The organism is Variovorax sp. J31P207, from assembly GCF_030316965.1.
Classification (GTDB): Bacteria; Pseudomonadota; Gammaproteobacteria; order Burkholderiales; family Burkholderiaceae_C; genus Variovorax; species Variovorax ginsengisoli_B.
In genome coordinates this window covers 1-18,853 of sequence record NZ_JASZYN010000007.1, presented here as the reverse complement: position 1 = coordinate 18,853, position 18,853 = coordinate 1, and the positions used below count along the sequence as shown (strand labels likewise).

At 68.0% G+C, this 18,853-nt stretch carries 18 protein-coding genes and 1 tRNA gene; 13 read left to right on the top strand and 6 right to left on the bottom strand.

Annotated elements, in window-relative coordinates:
• The first annotated feature begins 12 nt into the window (after positions 1-12).
• Complete coding sequence (locus QTI68_RS23235) at positions 13-783, top strand: ABC transporter ATP-binding protein (protein WP_286524905.1); 771 nt, start codon at positions 13-15, stop codon at positions 781-783.
• 1 nt (position 784) lies between these two features.
• Complete coding sequence (locus QTI68_RS23230; protein WP_286524904.1) at positions 785-1,501, top strand: ABC transporter ATP-binding protein; 717 nt, start codon at positions 785-787, stop codon at positions 1,499-1,501.
• Here QTI68_RS23230 and QTI68_RS23225 read toward each other — a convergent pair whose 3' ends face one another.
• Positions 1,502-2,473: a Bug family tripartite tricarboxylate transporter substrate binding protein gene (locus tag QTI68_RS23225; protein ID WP_286524903.1), complete on the bottom strand. Its 972-nt coding sequence runs from the start codon at positions 2,471-2,473 to the stop codon at positions 1,502-1,504.
• A 27-nt stretch (positions 2,474-2,500) separates the two neighbouring features.
• Positions 2,501-3,565, bottom strand: a complete 1,065-nt coding sequence (locus QTI68_RS23220) for a CDP-6-deoxy-delta-3,4-glucoseen reductase (protein WP_286524902.1) — start codon at positions 3,563-3,565, stop codon at positions 2,501-2,503.
• Between the two features lie 39 nt (positions 3,566-3,604).
• Between QTI68_RS23220 and QTI68_RS23215 the strand changes: the two genes are divergently transcribed.
• Together QTI68_RS23215 and QTI68_RS23210 are read left to right on the top strand one after the other, a co-directional pair.
• Positions 3,605-4,534: an NAD-dependent epimerase/dehydratase family protein gene (locus tag QTI68_RS23215; protein WP_286524900.1), complete on the top strand. Its 930-nt coding sequence runs from the start codon at positions 3,605-3,607 to the stop codon at positions 4,532-4,534.
• A gap of 59 nt (positions 4,535-4,593) precedes the next feature.
• A complete protein-coding gene (locus tag QTI68_RS23210) occupies positions 4,594-5,850 on the top strand; it encodes a cation:proton antiporter (protein WP_286524898.1) in 1,257 nt (418 codons plus the stop codon).
• 299 nt (positions 5,851-6,149) lie between these two features.
• Here QTI68_RS23210 and QTI68_RS23205 read toward each other — a convergent pair.
• A tRNA-Leu gene (locus QTI68_RS23205) sits at positions 6,150-6,234 on the bottom strand.
• Between the two features lie 40 nt (positions 6,235-6,274).
• Between QTI68_RS23205 and cysM the strand changes: the two genes are divergently transcribed.
• From cysM to QTI68_RS23180, 5 genes are read left to right on the top strand one after another with little or no spacing between them, the layout of a single operon-like run.
• The gene (gene cysM / locus QTI68_RS23200) at positions 6,275-7,177 is read left to right on the top strand and encodes a cysteine synthase CysM (RefSeq protein ID WP_286524897.1); all 903 of its coding nucleotides are present in this window, start codon (positions 6,275-6,277) and stop codon (positions 7,175-7,177) included.
• A gap of 5 nt (positions 7,178-7,182) precedes the next feature.
• Positions 7,183-7,713 carry an NUDIX domain-containing protein gene (locus QTI68_RS23195; protein ID WP_286524896.1) on the top strand — a complete coding sequence of 177 codons (531 nt, stop codon included), beginning with the start codon at positions 7,183-7,185 and terminating at the stop codon, positions 7,711-7,713.
• Positions 7,714-7,739: 26 nt separating this feature from the next.
• On the top strand, positions 7,740-7,967 hold the full coding sequence (locus QTI68_RS23190) for a sulfurtransferase TusA family protein (protein ID WP_286524894.1): 228 nt from the start codon (positions 7,740-7,742) through the stop codon (positions 7,965-7,967).
• Entirely contained in the window at positions 7,933-9,192 is a 1,260-nt protein-coding gene (locus tag QTI68_RS23185) for a glycosyltransferase family 61 protein (RefSeq protein ID WP_286524892.1), read from the top strand. The genes QTI68_RS23190 and QTI68_RS23185 overlap by 35 nt, the downstream gene beginning before the upstream one ends.
• The gene (locus tag QTI68_RS23180; protein ID WP_286524891.1) at positions 9,189-10,199 is read left to right on the top strand and encodes an SGNH/GDSL hydrolase family protein; all 1,011 of its coding nucleotides are present in this window, start codon (positions 9,189-9,191) and stop codon (positions 10,197-10,199) included. Before QTI68_RS23185 ends, QTI68_RS23180 begins: the two co-directional genes overlap by 4 nt.
• On the opposite strand, the gene galU is transcribed toward QTI68_RS23180, so the two are convergent.
• The 3 genes from galU to QTI68_RS23165 all read right to left on the bottom strand — a co-directional run bounded on the left by galU (position 10,180) and on the right by QTI68_RS23165 (position 15,097).
• Positions 10,180-11,070, bottom strand: coding sequence for a UTP--glucose-1-phosphate uridylyltransferase GalU (galU, locus tag QTI68_RS23175; protein ID WP_286524889.1), 891 nt, complete (start codon positions 11,068-11,070; stop codon positions 10,180-10,182). The two genes, QTI68_RS23180 and galU, sit on opposite strands and share 20 nt — an antisense overlap.
• Before the next feature lie 93 nt (positions 11,071-11,163).
• Positions 11,164-14,034 (bottom strand): valine--tRNA ligase, encoded by a 2,871-nt coding sequence (locus tag QTI68_RS23170; protein WP_286524887.1) that lies wholly within the window; start codon positions 14,032-14,034, stop codon positions 11,164-11,166.
• Positions 14,035-14,119: 85 nt separating this feature from the next.
• A complete protein-coding gene (locus QTI68_RS23165; protein ID WP_286524885.1) occupies positions 14,120-15,097 on the bottom strand; it encodes an MBL fold metallo-hydrolase in 978 nt (325 codons plus the stop codon).
• A gap of 91 nt (positions 15,098-15,188) precedes the next feature.
• On the opposite strand from QTI68_RS23165, the gene yaaA reads away from it, so the two are divergent.
• From yaaA to queF, 4 genes are read left to right on the top strand one after another with little or no spacing between them, the layout of a single operon-like run.
• On the top strand, positions 15,189-15,998 hold the full coding sequence (gene yaaA, locus QTI68_RS23160; protein ID WP_286525562.1) for a peroxide stress protein YaaA: 810 nt from the start codon (positions 15,189-15,191) through the stop codon (positions 15,996-15,998).
• On the top strand, positions 15,995-16,855 hold the full coding sequence (locus QTI68_RS23155; RefSeq protein ID WP_286524884.1) for a 2OG-Fe(II) oxygenase: 861 nt from the start codon (positions 15,995-15,997) through the stop codon (positions 16,853-16,855). Before yaaA ends, QTI68_RS23155 begins: the two co-directional genes overlap by 4 nt.
• A 10-nt stretch (positions 16,856-16,865) precedes the next feature.
• Complete coding sequence (locus QTI68_RS23150) at positions 16,866-17,759, top strand: alpha/beta fold hydrolase (RefSeq protein WP_286524883.1); 894 nt, start codon at positions 16,866-16,868, stop codon at positions 17,757-17,759.
• On the top strand, positions 17,756-18,613 hold the full coding sequence (queF, locus tag QTI68_RS23145; RefSeq protein ID WP_286524882.1) for an NADPH-dependent 7-cyano-7-deazaguanine reductase QueF: 858 nt from the start codon (positions 17,756-17,758) through the stop codon (positions 18,611-18,613). The genes QTI68_RS23150 and queF overlap by 4 nt, the downstream gene beginning before the upstream one ends.
• The last annotated feature ends 240 nt before the right edge of the window (positions 18,614-18,853 follow it).

Genomic DNA, 18,853 nt, shown 5'->3' with positions numbered 1-18,853 from the left:
CAGGGACGCAACATGACTGAAACCATCCTCGACGTCCGCGGCATCTCCAAGCGCTTCGGCGGCCTGCAGGCCCTGTCCGACGTCGGCATCAAGATCCTGCGCGGCCAGGTCTACGGCCTGATCGGCCCCAACGGCGCCGGCAAGACCACCTTCTTCAACGTGATCACCGGGCTCTACACGCCCGACAGCGGCAGCTTCGAGCTGGCCGGGAAGCCCTACCAGCCGACCGCGGTCCATGAGGTCGCCAAGGCCGGCATCGCGCGCACCTTCCAGAACATCCGGCTGTTCGCGGAAATGACCGCGCTCGAGAACGTGATGGTGGGCCGCCACGTGCGCACCCATTCGGGCGTCTTCGGCGCGATCTTCCGCCCGCCGGGATTCAAGGCCGAGGAGGCGGCGATCACCGAGCGCGCGCATGAACTGCTCGAGTACGTCGGCATCGGCAAGTTCGCCGACTACAAGGCCCGCACGCTCTCGTACGGCGACCAGCGGCGGCTCGAGATCGCCCGCGCGCTCGCCACCGATCCGCAGCTGATCGCGCTCGACGAGCCGGCGGCCGGCATGAACGCGACCGAGAAGGTGATGCTGCGCGAGCTGATCGACCGCATCCGCAAGGACAACCGCACCATCCTCTTGATCGAGCACGACGTGAAGCTGGTGATGGGCCTGTGCGACCGCGTGACGGTGCTCGACTACGGCAAGCAGATCGCGGAGGGCACGCCCGCCGACGTGCAGAAGAACGAAAAGGTGATCGAGGCCTACCTCGGCACGGGAGGACACTGAGATGGCACAGACACTACTGAAGGTGAGCGGCGTGAAGGTCGCCTACGGCGGCATCCAGGCCGTCAAGGGCATCGACTTCGAGGTCCGCGAGGGCGAACTGGTTTCGCTGATCGGCTCCAACGGCGCCGGCAAGACCACCACCATGAAGGCCATTACCGGCACGCTGCCTTTCCTCGGCGGCGACATCGAGTTCCTCGGCAAGAGCATCAAGGGCCGCGGCGCCTGGGACCTGGTCGGCGAGGGCCTGGTGATGGTGCCCGAGGGGCGCGGCGTGTTCACGCGCATGACGATCACCGAGAACCTGCAGATCGGCGCCTACATCCGCAAGGACAAGGTCGAGATCGCGAAGGACATCGAGCGCGTGTTTTCGACTTTCCCGCGGCTCAAGGAGCGGGCCACCCAACTGGCCGGCACCATGTCGGGCGGCGAGCAGCAGATGCTGGCAATGGGCCGTGCGCTGATGGCGCGGCCCAAGGTGCTGCTGCTCGACGAGCCGTCGATGGGCCTGTCGCCGATCATGGTCGACAAGATCTTCGAAGTCGTGAAGCAGGTCTACGACCAGGGTGTCACGGTGCTGCTGGTCGAGCAGAACGCCAGCCGCGCGCTGCAGCTGGCCGATCGCGGCTACGTGATGGAGTCGGGCCTGATCACCATGAGCGGCGACGCCAAGGTGATGCTGAGCGACCCGAAGGTCCGCGCCGCCTACCTTGGCGAGTGATCAGTCGACCTTTGCGCCGGTGGCCTTGACCACTTTTTCGTACTTGGCCAGTTCGCTCTTCATGAAGGCGCCGAACTGATCCGGCGTGCTGGCCACGGGTTCGGCCAGCAGCGTCGCGAAGCGGGTCTTGGTGTCGGGCGAATCGAGCGCGGCGACGAAGGCATGGTTGAGCTTGGCGACCACCTCGGGCGGCGTGCCCGCCGGTGCGACCAGGCCCCACCAGGTGTCGATCGAGAAGCCCCTCAGCGTGGCGGCCACCGTCGGCACCTCGGGCAGCGCGCTGCTGCGCTGCGCCGTCGTCACCGCGATCGCCTTCAGCTTGCCCGAGCGGATGTTCGGCGCCGCGGTCGCGAGGTTGTCGAAATTGAAGTCGACCTGGCCCGACAGCAGCGCGAGCTGCGCCGGGTTGCCGCCGTTGTACGGGATGTGCACCGCGAAGATGCCGGCTTCCTTCTTGAACATCTCGCCCGCCAGGTGGCCGGCGCTGCCGTTGCCACCGCTGCCGTAGTTGAGCTTGCCGGGGTTGGCCTTGCCGTAGGCGATCAGGTCGGCCAGGGTGTTGATCTTGAGCCGCTGCGCGGTGTCGGCGTTCATCACCAGCACGTTGGGCACGCGCACCATCTGCGTCACCGGCGCGAAGTCGGTGGCGGCGTTGAAGGGCATCTTGGCGTAGAGCCAGGGATTGACCGCGTTCGTGGCCGTGGCCGCGATGCCGATGGTCAGGCCGTCGGGGGCCGCCTTGGCCACCGCATCGGCACCGATGTTGCCGCCCGCACCGGGCTTGTTGTCGATGATGACGGTGCCCAGAGAGTCCTTGACGCGCTCGGCCAGGACCCGCGCCGTGACGTCGATCGGGCCGCCCGCGGCGTAGGGGACGATCAGCCGGATCGGCCGTTGCTGGGCGCTCGCCGTACCGGCGGCCAGCAGGGCGGCGGTTGACAGGAGGGTCAGGAGGAAGTGTCTGGCTTTCATGGATTCCATCGGGTTTGTGTCAGGTCCTCAAGGCAGGGCCTTGTCGGCCTCGGTCGTGAAGGCGTCGGCATAGAACTCTTCTTCGGGCAGGCCGCGCTGCGCGACGTAGTCCTGCTTGGCGGAATCGACCACCACCGGCGCGCCGCAGGCATAGACTTGGTGGCCGGACAGGTCGTCGAAGTCCTCCAGCACTGCCCGGTGGACGAAGCCGGTGCGGCCGCGCCAGTCGTCCTCGGGCACCGCATTGGAGACCACGGGCACGTAACGCAGGTTCGGCATCTGCTGCAGCTCGGTGCGCACCCAGTCGTCCATGTACAGGTCTTCCGGCCGCCGGCCGCCCCAGTAGAGCGTCGACGGGCGCTCGATGCCCTTGAACTTCATGTGCTCCAGCAGTGCCTTGATCGGCGCGAAGCCGGTGCCGGAGGCCAGCAGGATCAGGGGCTTGTCGGAGTCCTCGCGCAGGAAGAAGCTGCCGTAGGGGCCCTCGATGCGCAGGATTTCCTTTTCCTTCATCGTGCCGAAGACGTGGTCGGTGAACTTGCCGCCGGGCAGGTGGCGGATGTGCAGCTCGAGGCCGGTGCCGGGCTGCTGCAGCGTGTGGGGCGCGTTGGCCATCGAGTAGCTGCGCCGCGTGCCGTCGCGCAGGATGAACTCCACGTACTGTCCGGCGTGGAACTGCAAGGGCTCGCCGGCCGGCAGCTGCAGGCGCAGCTGGACCACGTCGTGCGACTGTCTGGCGAGCGCCTGCACCCGCACCGGCATCTTGCGGATCGGAAAGGCGCCGGCCTCGGTCACCTGGCGCGATTCGAGCACCACGTCGCTCTCGGCGCGGGCGCAGCAGGTCAGCACGTAGCCGGCGAGCTGTTCCTCGGCGCTGAGCGCCTTGCTCTGGTGCGGGCCCAGGGTGACCATGCCCGACAGCTTCTTGCATTTGCACGAGCCGCAGGCGCCGTCCTTGCAGCCATAGGGGAGGCCGATGCCCTGGCGAATGCCTGCCGCGAGGATGGTCTCGTCGGCCAGGGCGGTGAAATGGCGTCCGCTCGGTTCGACCGTGATCTGGAAGCCCGCCTCGCTCGGCGCTGCGCTGGTCATGGGTATTCTTCGTTTTCTGCTCAAAAGGGAGAACGGATTTTGCCCTCAATCAACAGCCCCCTCGGGGCGAGGCCTTCACGCTTCCGGCGCGAGCGCGTGCTGGTGGTCGGTTGCGGCGACGTCGGGATGCGCGCGGCCGGGCTGCTGCGGGGCCGGCTGCAGCTGATCGCGCTGACCTCGTCGCCCGCGCGCGTGCCGCAGCTGCGGCAGGCCGGCCTGACCCCGATCGTGGCCGACCTGGACCAACCGGCTTCGCTGCGCCGGCTGTCGGGACTCGCCACCCGGGTGCTCCACCTGGCGCCGCCGGCGCGCGTGGAGGAGGGTGCCCGATGGTGGCGCGACGCCCGCACGCTGGCGCTGGCGCGCGCCCTGCGCCTGCGGTCGCTGCCGTCGGCCTTCGTGTATGGCTCGACCAGCGGGGTCTACGGCGATTGCGGCGGCGCCCTGGTCGCGGAGACGCGCGCGCTGCGGCCCGAAACGCCGCGCGCGCACCGCCGCGTCGATGCCGAGCGCACCGTGCGCTGGCTGGGCCGTGCCGGCGTCGCGGTGCGGATCCTGCGCATTCCGGGCATCTACGCGCCCGACCGCGAAGGCGGCACGCCCCGCGAACGGCTGCGCCGCGGCACCCCGGTGCTGCGGGCCGAGGACGACGTCTATACCAACCACATCCATGCCGACGACCTGGCGCGCGCCTGCGTGGCGGCGCTGTGGCGCGGCGGCCCGCAGCGCGCGTTCCATGCGAGCGACGACAGCGAGATCAAGATGGGCGACTACATCGACCTGGCCGCCCGCCTCTACGGCCTGCCGCTGCCGCCCCGGATCGCCCGCGACGAGGCGCAGGCCCAGCTTCCCTTGTCGCTGCTGAGTTTCATGGGTGAGTCGAGGCGGCTCGACAACACCCGGCTGAAGCGGGAGCTGCGGCTGCGGCTGCGCTATCCGACGGTGGCGGCGGGGCTCGCGTCGGGCTGAGAACAGCTGCCGAAACATCCGGCAGCAAGGCCGGCACCGCGGCACGGCAAAATCGGGCGATGCCCACGACCCAGCTCTCCGTCTATTTCTTTCTCCAGGTCGCCGCCATCATCGCGATCTGCCAGCTCGTCGGCCGGCTGGCACGCTGGATCGGCCAGCCCCAGGTGGTGGGGGAGATGATCGCCGGCGTGATGCTCGGTCCATCGCTGTTCGGGCTTTTCTTTCCCGAGCTGCAGCGCGCCCTGTTCCCCAAGGAAACGCTGTCCATGCTCTACGTGGGCGGCCAGCTCGGCGTCGGCATGTACATGTTCCTGGTCGGCACCGAATTCCGGGCCGACCATTTCAAGAGCCGCATTCGAAGCGCTGCTTCGGTGTCGGCGGCGGGCATCCTGGTGCCGTTCGTGCTCGCCTTCGCGCTGACGCCGTGGCTGCACGAGATTCCGGGCCTGTTCTCGGCCCGCGCCAAGCCGCTGGAGGCCGCGCTGTTCCTCGGTGCGGCGATCGCCATCACCGCCTTTCCCATGCTGGCGCGGATCATCCACGAACGCGGCCTCGCCGGGACCTCGCTCGGCACGCTGGCCTTGACGGCGGGCGCGGTCGACGATGCCGCGGCCTGGTGCATCCTGGCGGTGGTGCTGGCGAGCTTCGGCGGTGCCTGGGGCGGCGCCTATGCCGCGATCGGCGGCGGCGTGGCCTATGCGCTGTTCATGGTCTTCGTGGGCTCGCGGCTGCTCAAGCGGCTGGCCGCGCACGTGCGCCCGGACGCGCCGCTGAGTTCGTCGCTGCTGGCCGTGGTGCTGGTGCTGTTCTGCCTGAGCGCGTTTGCCATGGACGCCATCGGCATCCACGCGGTCTTCGGCGGCTTCCTGCTCGGGGCGGCGCTGCCGCGCGGTGCGCTGACCGAGAAGCTGCGCGAACAGCTGCAGCCCTTCGTCGTCATCTTCCTGCTGCCGTTGTTCTTCACTTATTCCGGCCTCAACACCCGGCTGGCGGTGCTGTTCGAGCCCGGCATACTGCTCGGCGCCATCGCCATCCTCGCGGCCTCGTTCTGCGGCAAGGGCATCGCCTGCTGGGCCGCGGCGCGGGCAGCCGGCGAGAGCCAGCGCGATGCGCTCGCGATCGGTTCCCTGATGAATGCCCGCGGCCTGATGGAGCTGATCATCATCAACATCGGCCTGCAGGCCGGCGTCATTCTGCCGGGCCTGTTCTCGATCCTGGTGCTGATGGCGATCTTCACGACGCTGATGGCGACGCCGCTGTTCAACTGGGTGACGCGCGACCGGCGCCCCGCGGCCGGCGTCGAGGCGCCGGCCTGAGCCGTCCTGCGCCGCCCGAACAGAAACCCTTCTGCCGGGGGGCTTCATGCAGGCGTCAGATTCGCGCCGCATACTCGGTGTGGACGACCGCCCGGCGCTGGTAGAGGTGGCTTCGGCACCCGCCCGTTCAGGACGGTTCCTCGATGCCGGCGGTTGTCTTGTCATTTCCTGCGACTCGGCACGCGCCGGTCGCGCCCAAGAAAAAGCCCGCCGAAGCGGGCAAGACCTTGGAGGGTCGGAGGAGGGCTCCAGGATGGCGCCGACCCCTTAATCGAACCTGACCAGCGCGCCTGAACACGTGGTGCCCGGGGCCGGAATCGAACCGGCACGCCTTGCGGCGGGGGATTTTGAGTCCCCTGCGTCTACCAATTTCACCACCCGGGCACGGAAGGAAGGCAGCCCAAAATTATGGCACAGTGGCTCCATGCAATATCCGACGATTGAAGACGCGATTGGAAAGACGCCGCTGGTCGCGCTGCAGCGCATCGACGCCGCGGCCAACGCCCAGCGGGGCAACGTGATTCTGGGCAAGCTCGAGGGCAACAATCCGGCCGGCTCGGTCAAGGACCGCCCGGCCTTGTCGATGATCAAGCGGGCCGAGGAGCGCGGCGAGATCAAGCCCGGCGACACCCTGATCGAGGCCACCTCTGGCAACACCGGCATCGCGCTCGCGATGGCGGCGGCGATCAAGGGCTACCGCATGGTGCTGATCATGCCGGAGGACCTGTCGGTCGAGCGCGCCCAGACCATGAAGGCCTTCGGCGCCGAACTGATGCTGACCCCGAAGAGCGGCGGCATGGAATACGCGCGCGATCTGGCCGAGCAGATGGTGCAGCAGGGCAAGGGCCGGGTGCTCGACCAGTTCGCCAATCCCGACAATCCGCGCATCCACTACGAGACCACCGGGCCCGAGATCTGGGCCGACACCGGCGGGCGCATCACCCATTTCGTGAGCGCGATGGGCACCACCGGCACCATCACCGGCGTGTCGCGCTTCCTGAAGGAAAAAAACCCGGCGGTGCGCATCGTCGGCGCCCAGCCCGACGAAGGCTCGCGCATCCCGGGCATCCGCAAGTGGCCCCAGGAGTACCTGCCGAAGATCTACGACCCGAGCCGGGTCGACCAGGTGGTCAACGTGAGCCAGGACAATGCCGAGGAGATGTGCCGCCGGCTGGCGCGCGAAGAGGGCATCTTCGGCGGCATCTCGGCCGCCGGCGCGTTGTGGGTGGCGCTCGAGATCGCGCGCACGGTCGAGAATGCGACGATCGTCTTCGTGGTGTGCGACCGCGGCGACCGCTACCTGTCCACCGGCGTCTTCCCCGCCTGAGCCCCATGCCCCATCCCAAGTTCTGCCCCGACTGCGCCACGCCGCTGGCCTCCATCGAACTCGCCGAGGACGGCGGCCCGAAGTCGCGCCTGCGCTGCCCGGCCTGCAACTGGACCCACTGGAACAACCCGACGCCGGTGCTGGCCGCCATCATCGAATACCGCGGCCAGGTGCTGTTGGCCCGCAACGCCGCCTGGGCGCACAAGGCCTATGCCCTGATCACCGGCTTCATGGAGGCCGGCGAGACGCCGCAGGAGGGCATCGCGCGCGAAATCAAGGAGGAAACCAACCTCGACGCGAGCGAGCTGAACCTGGTCGGGGTCTACGACTTCCAGCGCATGAACCAGGTCATCATCGTCTACCACGCCGTGGCGGACGGCGAGGTGTCGCTCTCGCCCGAACTGGTGGACTACCGGCTTTACGACCTGCCCGACCTGCGCTGCTGGCCGGCCGGCACCGGCTATGGGCTGGCGGATTGGCTGCGCACCCGCGGGCACGAGCCCCAATTCATGGAATGGCCGCGGCCAGCCTCCTAGAATCGTCGCAGTTTCAAGGAACGGCCATGCAGATCCACAAAGAACTCGATACCCGCGGCCTCAATTGCCCCTTGCCCATCCTGAAGGCCAAGAAGTCGCTCAACGAGATGCACAGCGGCGAGTTGCTGAGGGTGGTGTCGACCGACGCCGGATCGGTGCGGGACTTCCAGGCCTTCGCCCGCCAGACGGGCAACGACCTCGTCGACCAGCAGACGGTCGGTGACGAGTTCATCCACGTGCTGCGGCGTCGCTGAGATGGCCACCGCGGTGCTGCGTCAGGTCAAGGGGACGGTTCGCGATCTGATCCTGAAGGTCTTTCCGGGCGCCCGTGCGCAGGTCCATCGCCTTCGCAATCTGGCGATCGATGCCAAGGTCGCCCTCCTGCCCGGGAAGTTCATCGGTCGCTACGTCCTGCCCGAAGATGAAGCCGCGCGGGGGGGCGGAGTGCGCAACCTGCGCGTGATGCTGCCGGCGGAGCGGGTCAGGATCGGCGCCGGCGACAAGGATCCGTTCACCCGTGTCGCCCAGTACTACAAGGACGGGTGGTTCGATCGGCCCGACGTGTTCGTCTGCGAGATTCCCGACGCCAATGTCTTCGTGCGCAGCGGCATGGTCTGCACCCGGGACTTCAAGCTGATCGCCGACAAGGGCATGGAGCATCGGCGCTTTCTCTATCCGCCTTTTCGCAAGCGCCGGCCCTCCTCGGTGCGGCGGGTCGAGGGCGCCTGGACCACCCTGGCCTACTGCAACGCCGAGAACTTCTGGCACTGGATGGTCGACTGCCTGCCCAAGATCCGCTCGCTCGAGCTGGCGATGGCCGGCCAGCCGCTGACCGTGTGCATGCCGTCGACGGCGCTCGGCTTCCAGCGCTTCACGCTGGAGAGCGCCCTGCCGCCGAACTTCAAGCTCGTCTACCTGGACCCCGAAACAGATCCGTGGATTCAGCCGGAGCGGTTCATCTGGGCGTCCGTGGCCTCGGGCCTGTGCATGGGCGTGCTGCCGAAGGAATACTACGAGGCCATACGGGCCCCCATCTTCAAGCGCATCGGCCTGCCGGCCACCCACGAGAAGACCGAGCGGCTCTACATCAGCCGGCGCAACGCCGGGCATCGCCGGGTGCGCAACGAGGACGCGCTAGTCGAACTGCTCGAGGGCTACGGCTTTCGCAGCGTCCAGCTGGAAAAGCTCCCGTTCGAAGAACAGGTGGCGCTGTTCCACCGCGCGGAGATCGTCTTGGGACCGCACGGCGCCGGCCTCGGCACCATCTTCTTCTCGGGCGACATCGACCTGGTGGCCCTCTACTCGACGAGCGTGGCCGGCAACTACTTCCATTCGCTGGCCTGCGGGCTGGGACAGCGTCACTTCTTCCTGTGCGGCAACGAAAACCACGAAGACGACTGGTTCGATGCCGATCTTCCCGCGGTGCAGCGCCTGCTCGAGAACGAGGTGGGGCTCACGCGAACGACGGTCGACGCATGACCGGTTCGGCGCCTCCCGCAGCAGGCGCCGTTTCGCTGGCGGTGCTGGGCGATTCAGGCGGCCACTCCTACCAGGACAGCCTCGTGTTCGCCGCGCCGAACGAGCGCGGCGGTGCCTTCCGTTCGGTGACTTTCCAATGGACCGAGGCCCTCGCCCGCCTGCGTCCGGGCGAAATCGATCTCGGGCCCTGGGTGCGCTGGGGGTCGCGCAACCGCGTCGCCCGGCTGCGCGAGCTGGTGGGCCTGAACGGGCAGCGCGTGCCGAGGAAGGAAGACTACCTCTACAACTTCGCCGTCACGGGCGCCGCCTGCAAGCACCTGATGGGCAACCGGATCCGCGAGGCCCCCCGGCTGGTGGCGCTGATGAACAAGCAGCCCGAGCGCTGGCGCGGCGGCGTCGTCGTGATCCGGGTCGGCAGCAACGACTTCACGCCCCATTTGGATCTAGCGGCCAAGGATCCGTCGGCGCCGGCACTGCGCGCCGTCGCCGAACACTGCGCGCGCGAAATCGGACGGGCGGTCGCGCTGATCCACGGCGCCCATCCGGCGGCGCGCATCGTGCTGGTCGGCCTGTCCGGGGAGGCGGACGATCCCCTGTATGTAGATCGGTGGCAGACCGCCGAGGAAACCGCCAACCTCAGGGCCGCACTCGCGCTGGTCAACGGCGCCATTCGCGGGATCGGTGCGGGCGATCCTCGAATCGCCTTCGCCGACTTCGGCGCGTGGCTGGCGGCCCTGATGGGCACCCGCACGCCGGCCGGCAAGCCGGATTACCGGACGATCGCCATCGGGCCCCGCATCCGGGTGACACACACCGTGGGCGATGATCCGCGCAATTCGACCCTGTCGGACGACCACGGCGGCGTCGCGATCAACACGCTGTGGGCGCAATCGCTGGTACAGCAGCTGATCGTTGATTTCGGCTTGCCGCTGACGCCGATCGGCGACGAGGAAGTCGTTCGCTTCCTCGAGCCGCTGTTCGAGGCGGCTACAGCGCCAGGCTCTTGAGGTAGTCGCGGAACGTCGCGCCGACTTCCGGGTGTGCCAGGGCCAGTTCGACGGTAGCCTGCAGGAAGCCCTCCTTGCTGCCGCAGTCGTAGCGCGTGCCCTTGTAGGCGTAGGCGTGGACCGATTCCTTCTTCATCAGGGCGGCGATGCCGTCGGTCAACTGGATCTCGCCGCCGGCGCCCTTGGGCTGGTTGCGGATCTCGTCGAAGACGCCGGGCGTGAGGATGTAGCGGCCGGCGACGCCCAGGCGCGAGGGCGCATCTTCGGGCTTGGGCTTCTCGACCATGCGGTTGACCTTGACCAGGCCGTCCTCGACTGTCTCGCCGGCGACGATGCCGTAGCGCTTGACATGTTCCAGCGGGACTTCCTGCACCGCCAGCAACGAGCCGCCGAGGCGATCGAAGACCCGCGTCATCTGCGCCAGCACCGGCTCGCCGTTGTCGGGACCGACCATCAGGTCATCGGCCAGCAGGACCGCGAAAGGTTCGTCGCCGACCAGGTGCTCGGCGCAAAGCACCGCGTGGCCCAGGCCCAGCATGCGGGGCTGGCGCACATAGGAGCAGGTCATGTCCTCGGGCATCACCGAGCGGGCGATTTCGAGCAAGGCGGTCTTGCCGCTGGCTTCGAGCTGCGACTCGAGTTCGTAGGCGGTGTCGTAGTGGTCCTCGATCGCGCGCTTGTTGCGCCCGGTGACGAAGATCATGTCGCGGATGCCGGCGGCATAGGCTTCCTCGACCGCGTACTGGATCAGTGGCTTGTCCACCACCGGCAGCATTTCCTTGGGCTGTGCCTTGGTGGCCGGCAGGAATCGGGTGCCAAAGCCTGCTACGGGAAACACGGCCTTGCGAATGCGCGTCGAAGTTTTGGACATGGGCTTTCGTCGATCTGAAGGATGAAAGGGAGGGCGGGAGGGCACCCGGAGGTGCCAACCCCAATACTAAAGGCCTCGGCTGCAGCCGGTCTGTCAGCCGAGGCGGACAAGCTGGTCGCGCAGCCGTTCGAGCGTGGCACTGAAGTCCGTCAGCCGCTTGCGCTCCTGGTCGATCACCGCGGGAGGCGCCTTGGCAACGAAGGCTTCGTTGCCGAGCTTGGCATTGACCTTGGCGATCTCGCCCTCGATGCGCGCAAGCTCCTTGCCGATGCGGACCTTTTCCGCGGCCTTGTCGATTTCCATGTGCAGGCAGATGCGCACGTCGCCGACCACCGCCACCGGGGCCGCCTCGGCGGCGGCCGACCAGGCCGCGGCGTCGTCGAACACCTTCACTTCCTTGAGTTTCGCCAGCGCCTGCAGCACCGGTGCCGCATCGCGCAGGAAGGCGCTGCTCGCGGCATCGTCGGCCACGGCGTAGAGCGGCATCCGCGTGGCGGGCGAGACGTTCATCTCGCCGCGCAGCGTGCGGCAGGCATCCACCAGCGACTTGAGCCGGGCCACGTGGGCCTCGGCGGCTTCGTCGATCTTCTCGGCCTGGCTCTTCGGGTAGGCGGCGATCATCACGGACTCGCCGTCGCGGCCGGCCACCGGCGCGACCTTCTGCCACAGCGCTTCGGTGATGAAGGGGATCACCGGATGCGCCAGCCGCAGCAGGGTCTCGAGCGTGCGGATCAAGGTGCGCCGCGTGGCGCGCTGCTGCGCCGCGTCGCCCTGCTGGATCTGGACCTTGGCGATTTCCAGGTACCAGTCGCAGAACTCGTCCCAGGCGAACTGGTAGATCGCATTGGCCACGTTGTCGAGCCGGTACTCCTCGAAGCCCTTGGCCACCTCGGCCTCGACGCGCTGCAGCTTGGAGCTGATCCAGCGGTCGGCCTGGCTGAACTTGAGGTAGCCGTGGGCCGGCCCACCGACCGCGCATTCTTCCTTGGTGTGCTCGCGCAGGCCGCAGTCCTGGCCCTCGCAGTTCATCAGCACGAAGCGGGTCGCGTTCCAGAGCTTGTTGCAGAAGTTGCGATAGCCCTCGCAGCGCTTGGCGTCGAAATTGATGCTGCGGCCGAGGGAGGCCAGCGAGGCGAAGGTGAAGCGCAGCGCGTCGGCGCCGAAGGCCGGGATGCCGTCCGGGAATTCCTTTTGCGTGTTCTTGCGCACCGCGGGCGCGGTCTCGGGCTTGCGCAGGCCCTGGGTGCGCTTGTCGAGCAGCTCGGGCAGCGCGATGCCGTCGATCAGGTCGACCGGATCGAGCACGTTGCCTTCGGACTTGCTCATCTTCTTGCCGTGCGAGTCGCGCACCAGGCCGTGGATGTAGACGTGCTTGAAAGGCACCTTGCCCGTGAAGTGCTTGGTCATCATGATCATCCGGGCGACCCAGAAGAAGATGATGTCGTAGCCCGTGACCAGCACGGTCGAGGGCAGGTAAAGGTCGAGTTCGGGCGTCTTCTCGGGCCAGCCCAGCGACGAGAACGGAATCAGCGCCGACGAATACCAGGTGTCGAGCACGTCCTCGTCGCGCGTGAGCGTCTTGCCGGGTGCCTGGGCCTGCGCCTCTTCTTCGCTGCGCGCCACATAGACCTTGCCCTCGGCGTCGTACCAGGCCGGGATCTGATGGCCCCACCAGAGCTGGCGCGAGATGGTCCAGTCCTGGATGTTCTCCATCCAGTGGTTGTAGGTGTTGACCCAGTTCTCGGGCACGAAGCTCACTTCGCCCGAACTCACGGCTTCGATCGCCTTCTGCGCGATCGACTGGCCGCTCGCGTCGGGCTTGGTCATGGCGACGAACCACTGGTCGGTCAGCATCGGCTCGACCACCGCGCCGGTGCGGGCGCAGCGCGGCACCATCAGTTTGTGCTTCTTGGTCTCGACCAGCAGGCCCAGCGCCTCGAGGTCGGCCACCACCGCCTTGCGCGCCACGAAGCGGTCGAGCCCGCGGTACTTCTCGGGCGCGTTGTCGTTGATGGTGGCGTCCAGGGTCAGGACGCAGAGGTTCTCGAGCTGGTGGCGCTGGCCCACCGCGTAGTCGTTGGGGTCGTGCGCCGGCGTGACCTTGACGACGCCGGTGCCGAATTCGCGGTCGACGTAGTCGTCGGCGATCACCGGGATCAGCCGGTCGGTCAGCGGCAGCCTGACGCGCTGGCCGATCAGGTGCTTGTAGCGCTCGTCCTCCGGGTGGACCATGACGGCGGTGTCGCCGAGCATGGTCTCGGGCCGGGTGGTGGCGACCGTGAGCGTGCCCGAGCCGTCTTCGAGCGGATAGGCGATGTGCCACAGGAAGCCGTCTTCTTCCTCGCTTTCGACCTCGAGGTCGCTGACCGCGGTCTTCAGCACCGGGTCCCAGTTGACCAGGCGCTTGCCGCGGTAGATCAGGCCTTCTTCATAGAGCTGCACGAAGGTCTGGGTGACCACCTTCGACAGGTCCTCGTCCATCGTGAAGTACTCGCGGCTCCAGTCCACCGTGTCGCCCATGCGGCGCATCTGGTTGGTGATGGTGTTGCCGGACTGCTGCTTCCATTCCCAGACCCGGGCGACGAAGTTCTTGCGGCCGAGGTCGTGGCGGCTGAGCTTCTGCTCCTGCAGCTGGCGCTCGACCACGATCTGGGTCGCGATGCCCGCGTGGTCGGTGCCCGGCACCCAGAGCGTGTTGGCCCCGGCCATGCGGTGGTAGCGCGCCAGGCTGTCCATGATGGTCTGGTTGAAGGCGTGGCCCATGTGCAGCGTGCCGGTCACGTTCGGCGGCGGCAGCTGGATCGCGAACGAGGGCGCGTCATCCTTGGGCTTCTGCGTGCCGCGGTAGCCGGCGGCGGCATAGCCGCGGCGCTCCCATTCGGGACCCCAGTGCGCCTCGATGGCGACGGGTTCGAAGGATTTGGAAAGGCTCTCGAGGCCGGGTTGGGGCAGGGTGTCGCTCATGGCGTTTGCAAAGACGAGCGGCATCCCGCAGGATGCCGCTTGTGGGGGTGAAGGTCAGGGGATTTTATTCGACTGCGCGGGCGCGTCACTGGGGCGGCGCGTAGTTCACCGGCAACCAGACGTAGCCCGCCCCCTGGGCCCGCAGGCGGCCGATGCCCGGGAAGGCCAGGTGCGCCCCGGCCACCAGGTAGCCGTGGTGTGCCGCGTCGGCGAACGCCTTGCGCCGTTCCTTGGCGGCGGCCTTGGAGTCGGTGTCGAACTGGATCGTTACCGAAGGGTTCTCGAACTGCACGGCCGCCACGTGCATCAGATCACCCCAGAAGACGATCTTCTGGCCCTTGCTCTCGGCGATGAAGATGCTGTGGCCGGCCGTATGCCCGCGGGCCGCCTGGGCCCGGATGCCGGGGACCAGTTCGGTGTCGCCGTCGAAGGGCTTGAACTTGCCGGCCGCGATGTAGGGGTTGAGGGACGCCATCGCGCCCTTGAAAAAGTCCTTGGCGTCGGCCGGCGCCTGGTCCATGTTGGCCTGGCTGAGCCAGTAGTCGGCATCGTGCCGGTCGGCGCGCACCGTGGCGTTCGGGAAGGCCGGCTTGTCGCCCGCCAGCAGGCCGCCGACGTGGTCGGGGTGCAGGTGGGTGATGTAGACCTCGTCGACCTGCTCGGGCTGGTAGCCGGCGGCCTTCAGGTTCGCCACCAGCTTGCCCAGCGTGGGGCCGAAGAGGGCCGCGGCGCCGGTGTCCACCAGCACCAGCTTGCTGCCGGTATTGATCAGGTAGCCGTTGACCGAGGTCTCCAGCGGGCTCTCCAGGTGGGAGCGGGCCAGGATCTTCTTCACCTGGGCGGGCGTGGTGCGGGTCAGCAATTGATCGACCGGCAGCGCGACCGTCCCGTCCGACAGGGCCGTGACCTGGAAATCGCCCACCATCAGCCGGTAGAAGCCCGGCGCCTGCTCCTTGGCGAGCGGCGCCGCGGCGTGGGCAGCGGGCGGATGCCAGAGCGCGGTACCGGCGCAGGCGGCGACCAGCACGAACGCACCGGTACGAAAGAGGCGGGCAAGCTTCATCTCGGGTCTCCAGCTGAATGGGGTGGGGATGGCAGCCGCACTCTATACCGACCGGGTCGCGCCGGTTGGCCCGGCGATCGATAATTCGGCCATGCTGTTTCTGCTTTCCCCTGCCAAATCGCTCGACTACGACACCCCGGTCCCCGACACCGTGCCCGCCACGCAGGCGCGTTTCGAGGGCCCGAAGAGCCCCGCGGCCGAGCTGATCCGGATCCTGCGCGAGAAATCCCCGCAGCAGATCGCCGAGCTCATGCACCTGTCGGACAAGCTGTCGGCGCTCAACGTGGCGCGCTACGCGGCCTGGGCGTCCAAGGGCAGCGCGAAGAACGCCAAGCAGGCCGCGCTGGCCTTCGACGGCGACGTCTACGGCGGGCTCGACGCCAAGTCCCTCGACGCCAGGCAGCTGGCCTGGGCGCAGGACCACGTCTGCATCCTGAGCGGACTCTACGGCGTGCTGCGCCCGCTCGACCTGCTGCAGCCCTACCGGCTGGAAATGGGCACCCAGCTCGCCAACCGCCATGGCAAGGATCTCTATGCCTTCTGGGGTCCGCGCATCGCGGAGCATCTCAACGAGCGGCTGGTGGCCGATCGCACGCCGGTGGTGGTCAACCTGGCCTCCCAGGAGTACTTCAAGTCGGTCGACCAGCGCGTGCTCAAGGCCCGCGTGGTCGAGTGCATCTTCGAGGAATGGAAGGCCGGCACCGGCGCCAAGGCCGATCCGGGGCGCTACAAGATCATCAGCTTCTTCGCCAAGCGGGCGCGCGGCCTGATGGCGCGCTGGGCGGTGCTGCACAAGGCGGCCACGCCGCAGGCGCTGGAGCGATTCGACCTCGAGGGCTATGCCTTCGACGCCACCGCGTCGAGGCCGGAGCGGATGGTGTTCCGCCGGAGGCTGGCATGAGCACGGGCCAGGCGATCAGCCCCGAACTCCGCGAATGGATCGTGGCCCAGCTCGCGGCCGGCCATTCGGTGGCCAGCCTGCGCGCTGCGATGCGGACCTCCGGCTGGCAGGACGACGCGATCGATCTCGCCCTGCAGGGCATCGAGAGGCAGGCCGCGGTCGTCCCGGCCGCCGAGCCCTTGCCGGCCGAGGCGTCGACCGCCGGCCTGCCGGGCCCGGACCTGTCGAGTTCTCCGCTGTACATCGACGCCGGCGACCGCCGCGTGCAGGTGCTCCAGACGATGCGCCTTCCGCGCGTCATCGTGTTCGGGGACCTGCTGTCCGACGAGGAATGCGAGGGCCTGATCGCCGCCGCCCGCCTGCGCCTCGCGCGCTCGCTCACGGTCGAGACGCAGACCGGCGGCGAAGCCCTCAATGTCGATCGAACCAGCGACGGCATGTTCTTCGAGCGCGGCGAGAACGCCATCGTCACCCGGCTGGAGCAGCGCATCGCGGCGCTGCTGAAATGGCCGATCGAGTTCGGCGAGGGGCTGCAGGTGCTGCGCTACGCGCCGGGCGCCCAGTACCGCCCGCACTACGACTATTTCGATCCGGGCGAGCCCGGCACGCCGACCATCCTGCGCCGCGGCGGGCAGCGCGTGGCCACCCTGGTGATGTACCTGCAGGAACCCGGACAGGGCGGCGGCACGACATTCCCCGACGTCGGCCTCGAGGTCGCGCCCAAGCGCGGCACCGGCGTCTTCTTCAGCTACGACAAGCCCGACCCCTCGACCCGGACCCTGCACGGCGGTGCGCCCGTGCTGTCCGGCGAAAAGTGGGTCGCGACCAAGTGGCTGCGCGAGCGCGAATTCATCTGACGCCCGCACCATGAAGATCAAAGCCAACGGGATCCAGATCGAGGTCGAGGACAGCGGCGGGGAGGGGCGGCCGGTGGCGCTGCTCGTCATGGGGCTCGGCATGCAGCTGATCGGCTGGCCCGACGATTTCGTCCAGGCGCTGGTCGACGCCGGCTACCGGGTCGTGCGCCACGACAACCGCGACATCGGCCTGAGCCAGGGCTTCGACGAGGCCGGTGGCGGCAACCTGCTCTGGCAGAGCGTGCGCCAACGCATCGGCTTGCCGGTGCGCTCGGCCTACAGCCTGCAGGACATGGCCGATGATTCGCTGGGCGTGCTCGATGCACTGGGCATCGCACGCGCCCATGTGGTCGGCGCCTCGATGGGCGGCATGATCGCCCAGCGCCTGGCGGCGAGCGCGCCGCAGCGCACCGCCAGCCTGGTCAGCATCATGAGTTCGAGCGGCGCCCGCAAGCTGCCGGGCCCGCGGCCCGACGTCGCCGCCGCCCTGCTGCGTCGCCCGCCGAGCCGCACCGAAGCGGCGCTGGTGGCGCACAGCATGGGCATGGTGCGGCTGATCCAGAGCCCGGCCTACCCGCAGGACGACCAGGTGGTCGCCGAGCGAATCCGGCGCTACATGCACCGCGCCTACCGGCCGGCCGGCGTGGTGCGGCAGATGCTCGCGATCGTCGCCGACCAGGGCCGCGCCGAATTGCTGCCGCGCATCGCCAGCCCGGCGCTGGTGCTGCACGGCGAAGCCGACGCCCTGGTGCCGATCGCCTGCGGCCGGGATTCGGCGCAGCGCATTCCCGGCGCCCGTTTCGTCTCCATCCCTGGCATGGGCCACGACCTGCCGCCGCCGGTGGTCGAGATCCTGATGCAGCACATCCTTCCCTTCCTGGCGCAGGCCGAGAGTCGTTCATGAGTCTAGACAACACCCCGGAACAGTCGCAGCTGGGCCGCGCCTCGGCCTATGCCGATCACTACGACGCCGGTCTCCTGTTTCCGATTCCGCGCGCCACCCAGCGCGACGCGATGGGCATCGCGAGCGACAAGCTGCCCTTCTTCGGCGCCGACCTCTGGACCGCCTTCGAGCTGAGCTGGCTGAATGCCCGCGGCAAGCCGCAGCTGGCGATCGCGCATTTCACGATCCCTTGCGAAACGCCCAACATCATCGAGAGCAAGTCCTTCAAGCTCTATCTGAACAGCTTCAACAGCACCGTGTTCGCCGACGCGCAGGCGGTGCGGGAGCGCCTGCGCAGCGATCTCGGCGAGGCCGTCTGGCGCGGCAGCGACCGTTCGGCCGGCATCGGCGTCAAGCTGCTGGCGCCGGACGTCTTCGACCAGGAGCCCGTGCACGAACTCGACGGCCTCGACCTCGACCGGCTGGACATCGAATGCGCGCAGTACCAGCCGGCGCCCGAACTGCTGTCCGCCGACCTGACCCAGCCCCCCGTGACCGAGACCCTGACCAGCCGCCTGCTCAAGAGCAACTGCCTGGTGACCGGGCAGCCGGACTGGGGCAGCGTGCAGATCCGCTACAACGGCCCGCCGATCGACCAGGCCGGACTGCTCGCTTATATAGTGAGCTTCCGCAACCACAACGAATTCCACGAGCCCTGTGCGGAGCGCATCTTCACGGACATCTGGAAGCGTTGCCAGCCCACCCAGCTGGCGGTGTATGCGCGCTACACGCGGCGCGGTGGACTGGACATCAATCCGTTCCGCACCAGCTGGCCCCAGGCGCTGCCGGCCAACATCCGGACGGCCCGGCAGTAGGCCGGCGAAAAAAGTGAGAGGGGCAAGGGGAAACCCTCAAAACCGTGCCATAATCGATGGCTCTGCTGAGGCGACTCGGTGGTTGAGCCTCCCAAGGGAAGCATCACCACCCCGAAGCGATCGGTAGAGAAAAAAGGCCCTTCGGTCTTGATCTGGTTCTAAAAACTGTGTCATAATCGAAGGCTCCGCTGAAAACGACGGCGACGAAGCAGCTTCCGGGTTGCGAGTTGATCGAAGTGA

Coding starts and splice junctions, on each gene's coding strand:
- QTI68_RS23235 (WP_286524905.1), top strand. CDS start 13: ATGACTGAAACCATCCTCGACGTCCGCGGCATCTCCAAGCGCTTCGGC.
- QTI68_RS23230 (WP_286524904.1), top strand. CDS start 785: ATGGCACAGACACTACTGAAGGTGAGCGGCGTGAAGGTCGCCTACGGC.
- QTI68_RS23225 (WP_286524903.1), bottom strand. CDS start 2,473: ATGAAAGCCAGACACTTCCTCCTGACCCTCCTGTCAACCGCCGCCCTG.
- QTI68_RS23220 (WP_286524902.1), bottom strand. CDS start 3,565: ATGACCAGCGCAGCGCCGAGCGAGGCGGGCTTCCAGATCACGGTCGAA.
- QTI68_RS23210 (WP_286524898.1), top strand. CDS start 4,594: ATGCCCACGACCCAGCTCTCCGTCTATTTCTTTCTCCAGGTCGCCGCC.
- cysM (WP_286524897.1), top strand. CDS start 6,275: ATGCAATATCCGACGATTGAAGACGCGATTGGAAAGACGCCGCTGGTC.
- QTI68_RS23195 (WP_286524896.1), top strand. CDS start 7,183: ATGCCCCATCCCAAGTTCTGCCCCGACTGCGCCACGCCGCTGGCCTCC.
- QTI68_RS23190 (WP_286524894.1), top strand. CDS start 7,740: ATGCAGATCCACAAAGAACTCGATACCCGCGGCCTCAATTGCCCCTTG.
- QTI68_RS23180 (WP_286524891.1), top strand. CDS start 9,189: ATGACCGGTTCGGCGCCTCCCGCAGCAGGCGCCGTTTCGCTGGCGGTG.
- galU (WP_286524889.1), bottom strand. CDS start 11,070: ATGTCCAAAACTTCGACGCGCATTCGCAAGGCCGTGTTTCCCGTAGCA.
- QTI68_RS23170 (WP_286524887.1), bottom strand. CDS start 14,034: ATGAGCGACACCCTGCCCCAACCCGGCCTCGAGAGCCTTTCCAAATCC.
- QTI68_RS23165 (WP_286524885.1), bottom strand. CDS start 15,097: ATGAAGCTTGCCCGCCTCTTTCGTACCGGTGCGTTCGTGCTGGTCGCC.
- yaaA (WP_286525562.1), top strand. CDS start 15,189: ATGCTGTTTCTGCTTTCCCCTGCCAAATCGCTCGACTACGACACCCCG.
- QTI68_RS23155 (WP_286524884.1), top strand. CDS start 15,995: ATGAGCACGGGCCAGGCGATCAGCCCCGAACTCCGCGAATGGATCGTG.
- QTI68_RS23150 (WP_286524883.1), top strand. CDS start 16,866: ATGAAGATCAAAGCCAACGGGATCCAGATCGAGGTCGAGGACAGCGGC.
- queF (WP_286524882.1), top strand. CDS start 17,756: ATGAGTCTAGACAACACCCCGGAACAGTCGCAGCTGGGCCGCGCCTCG.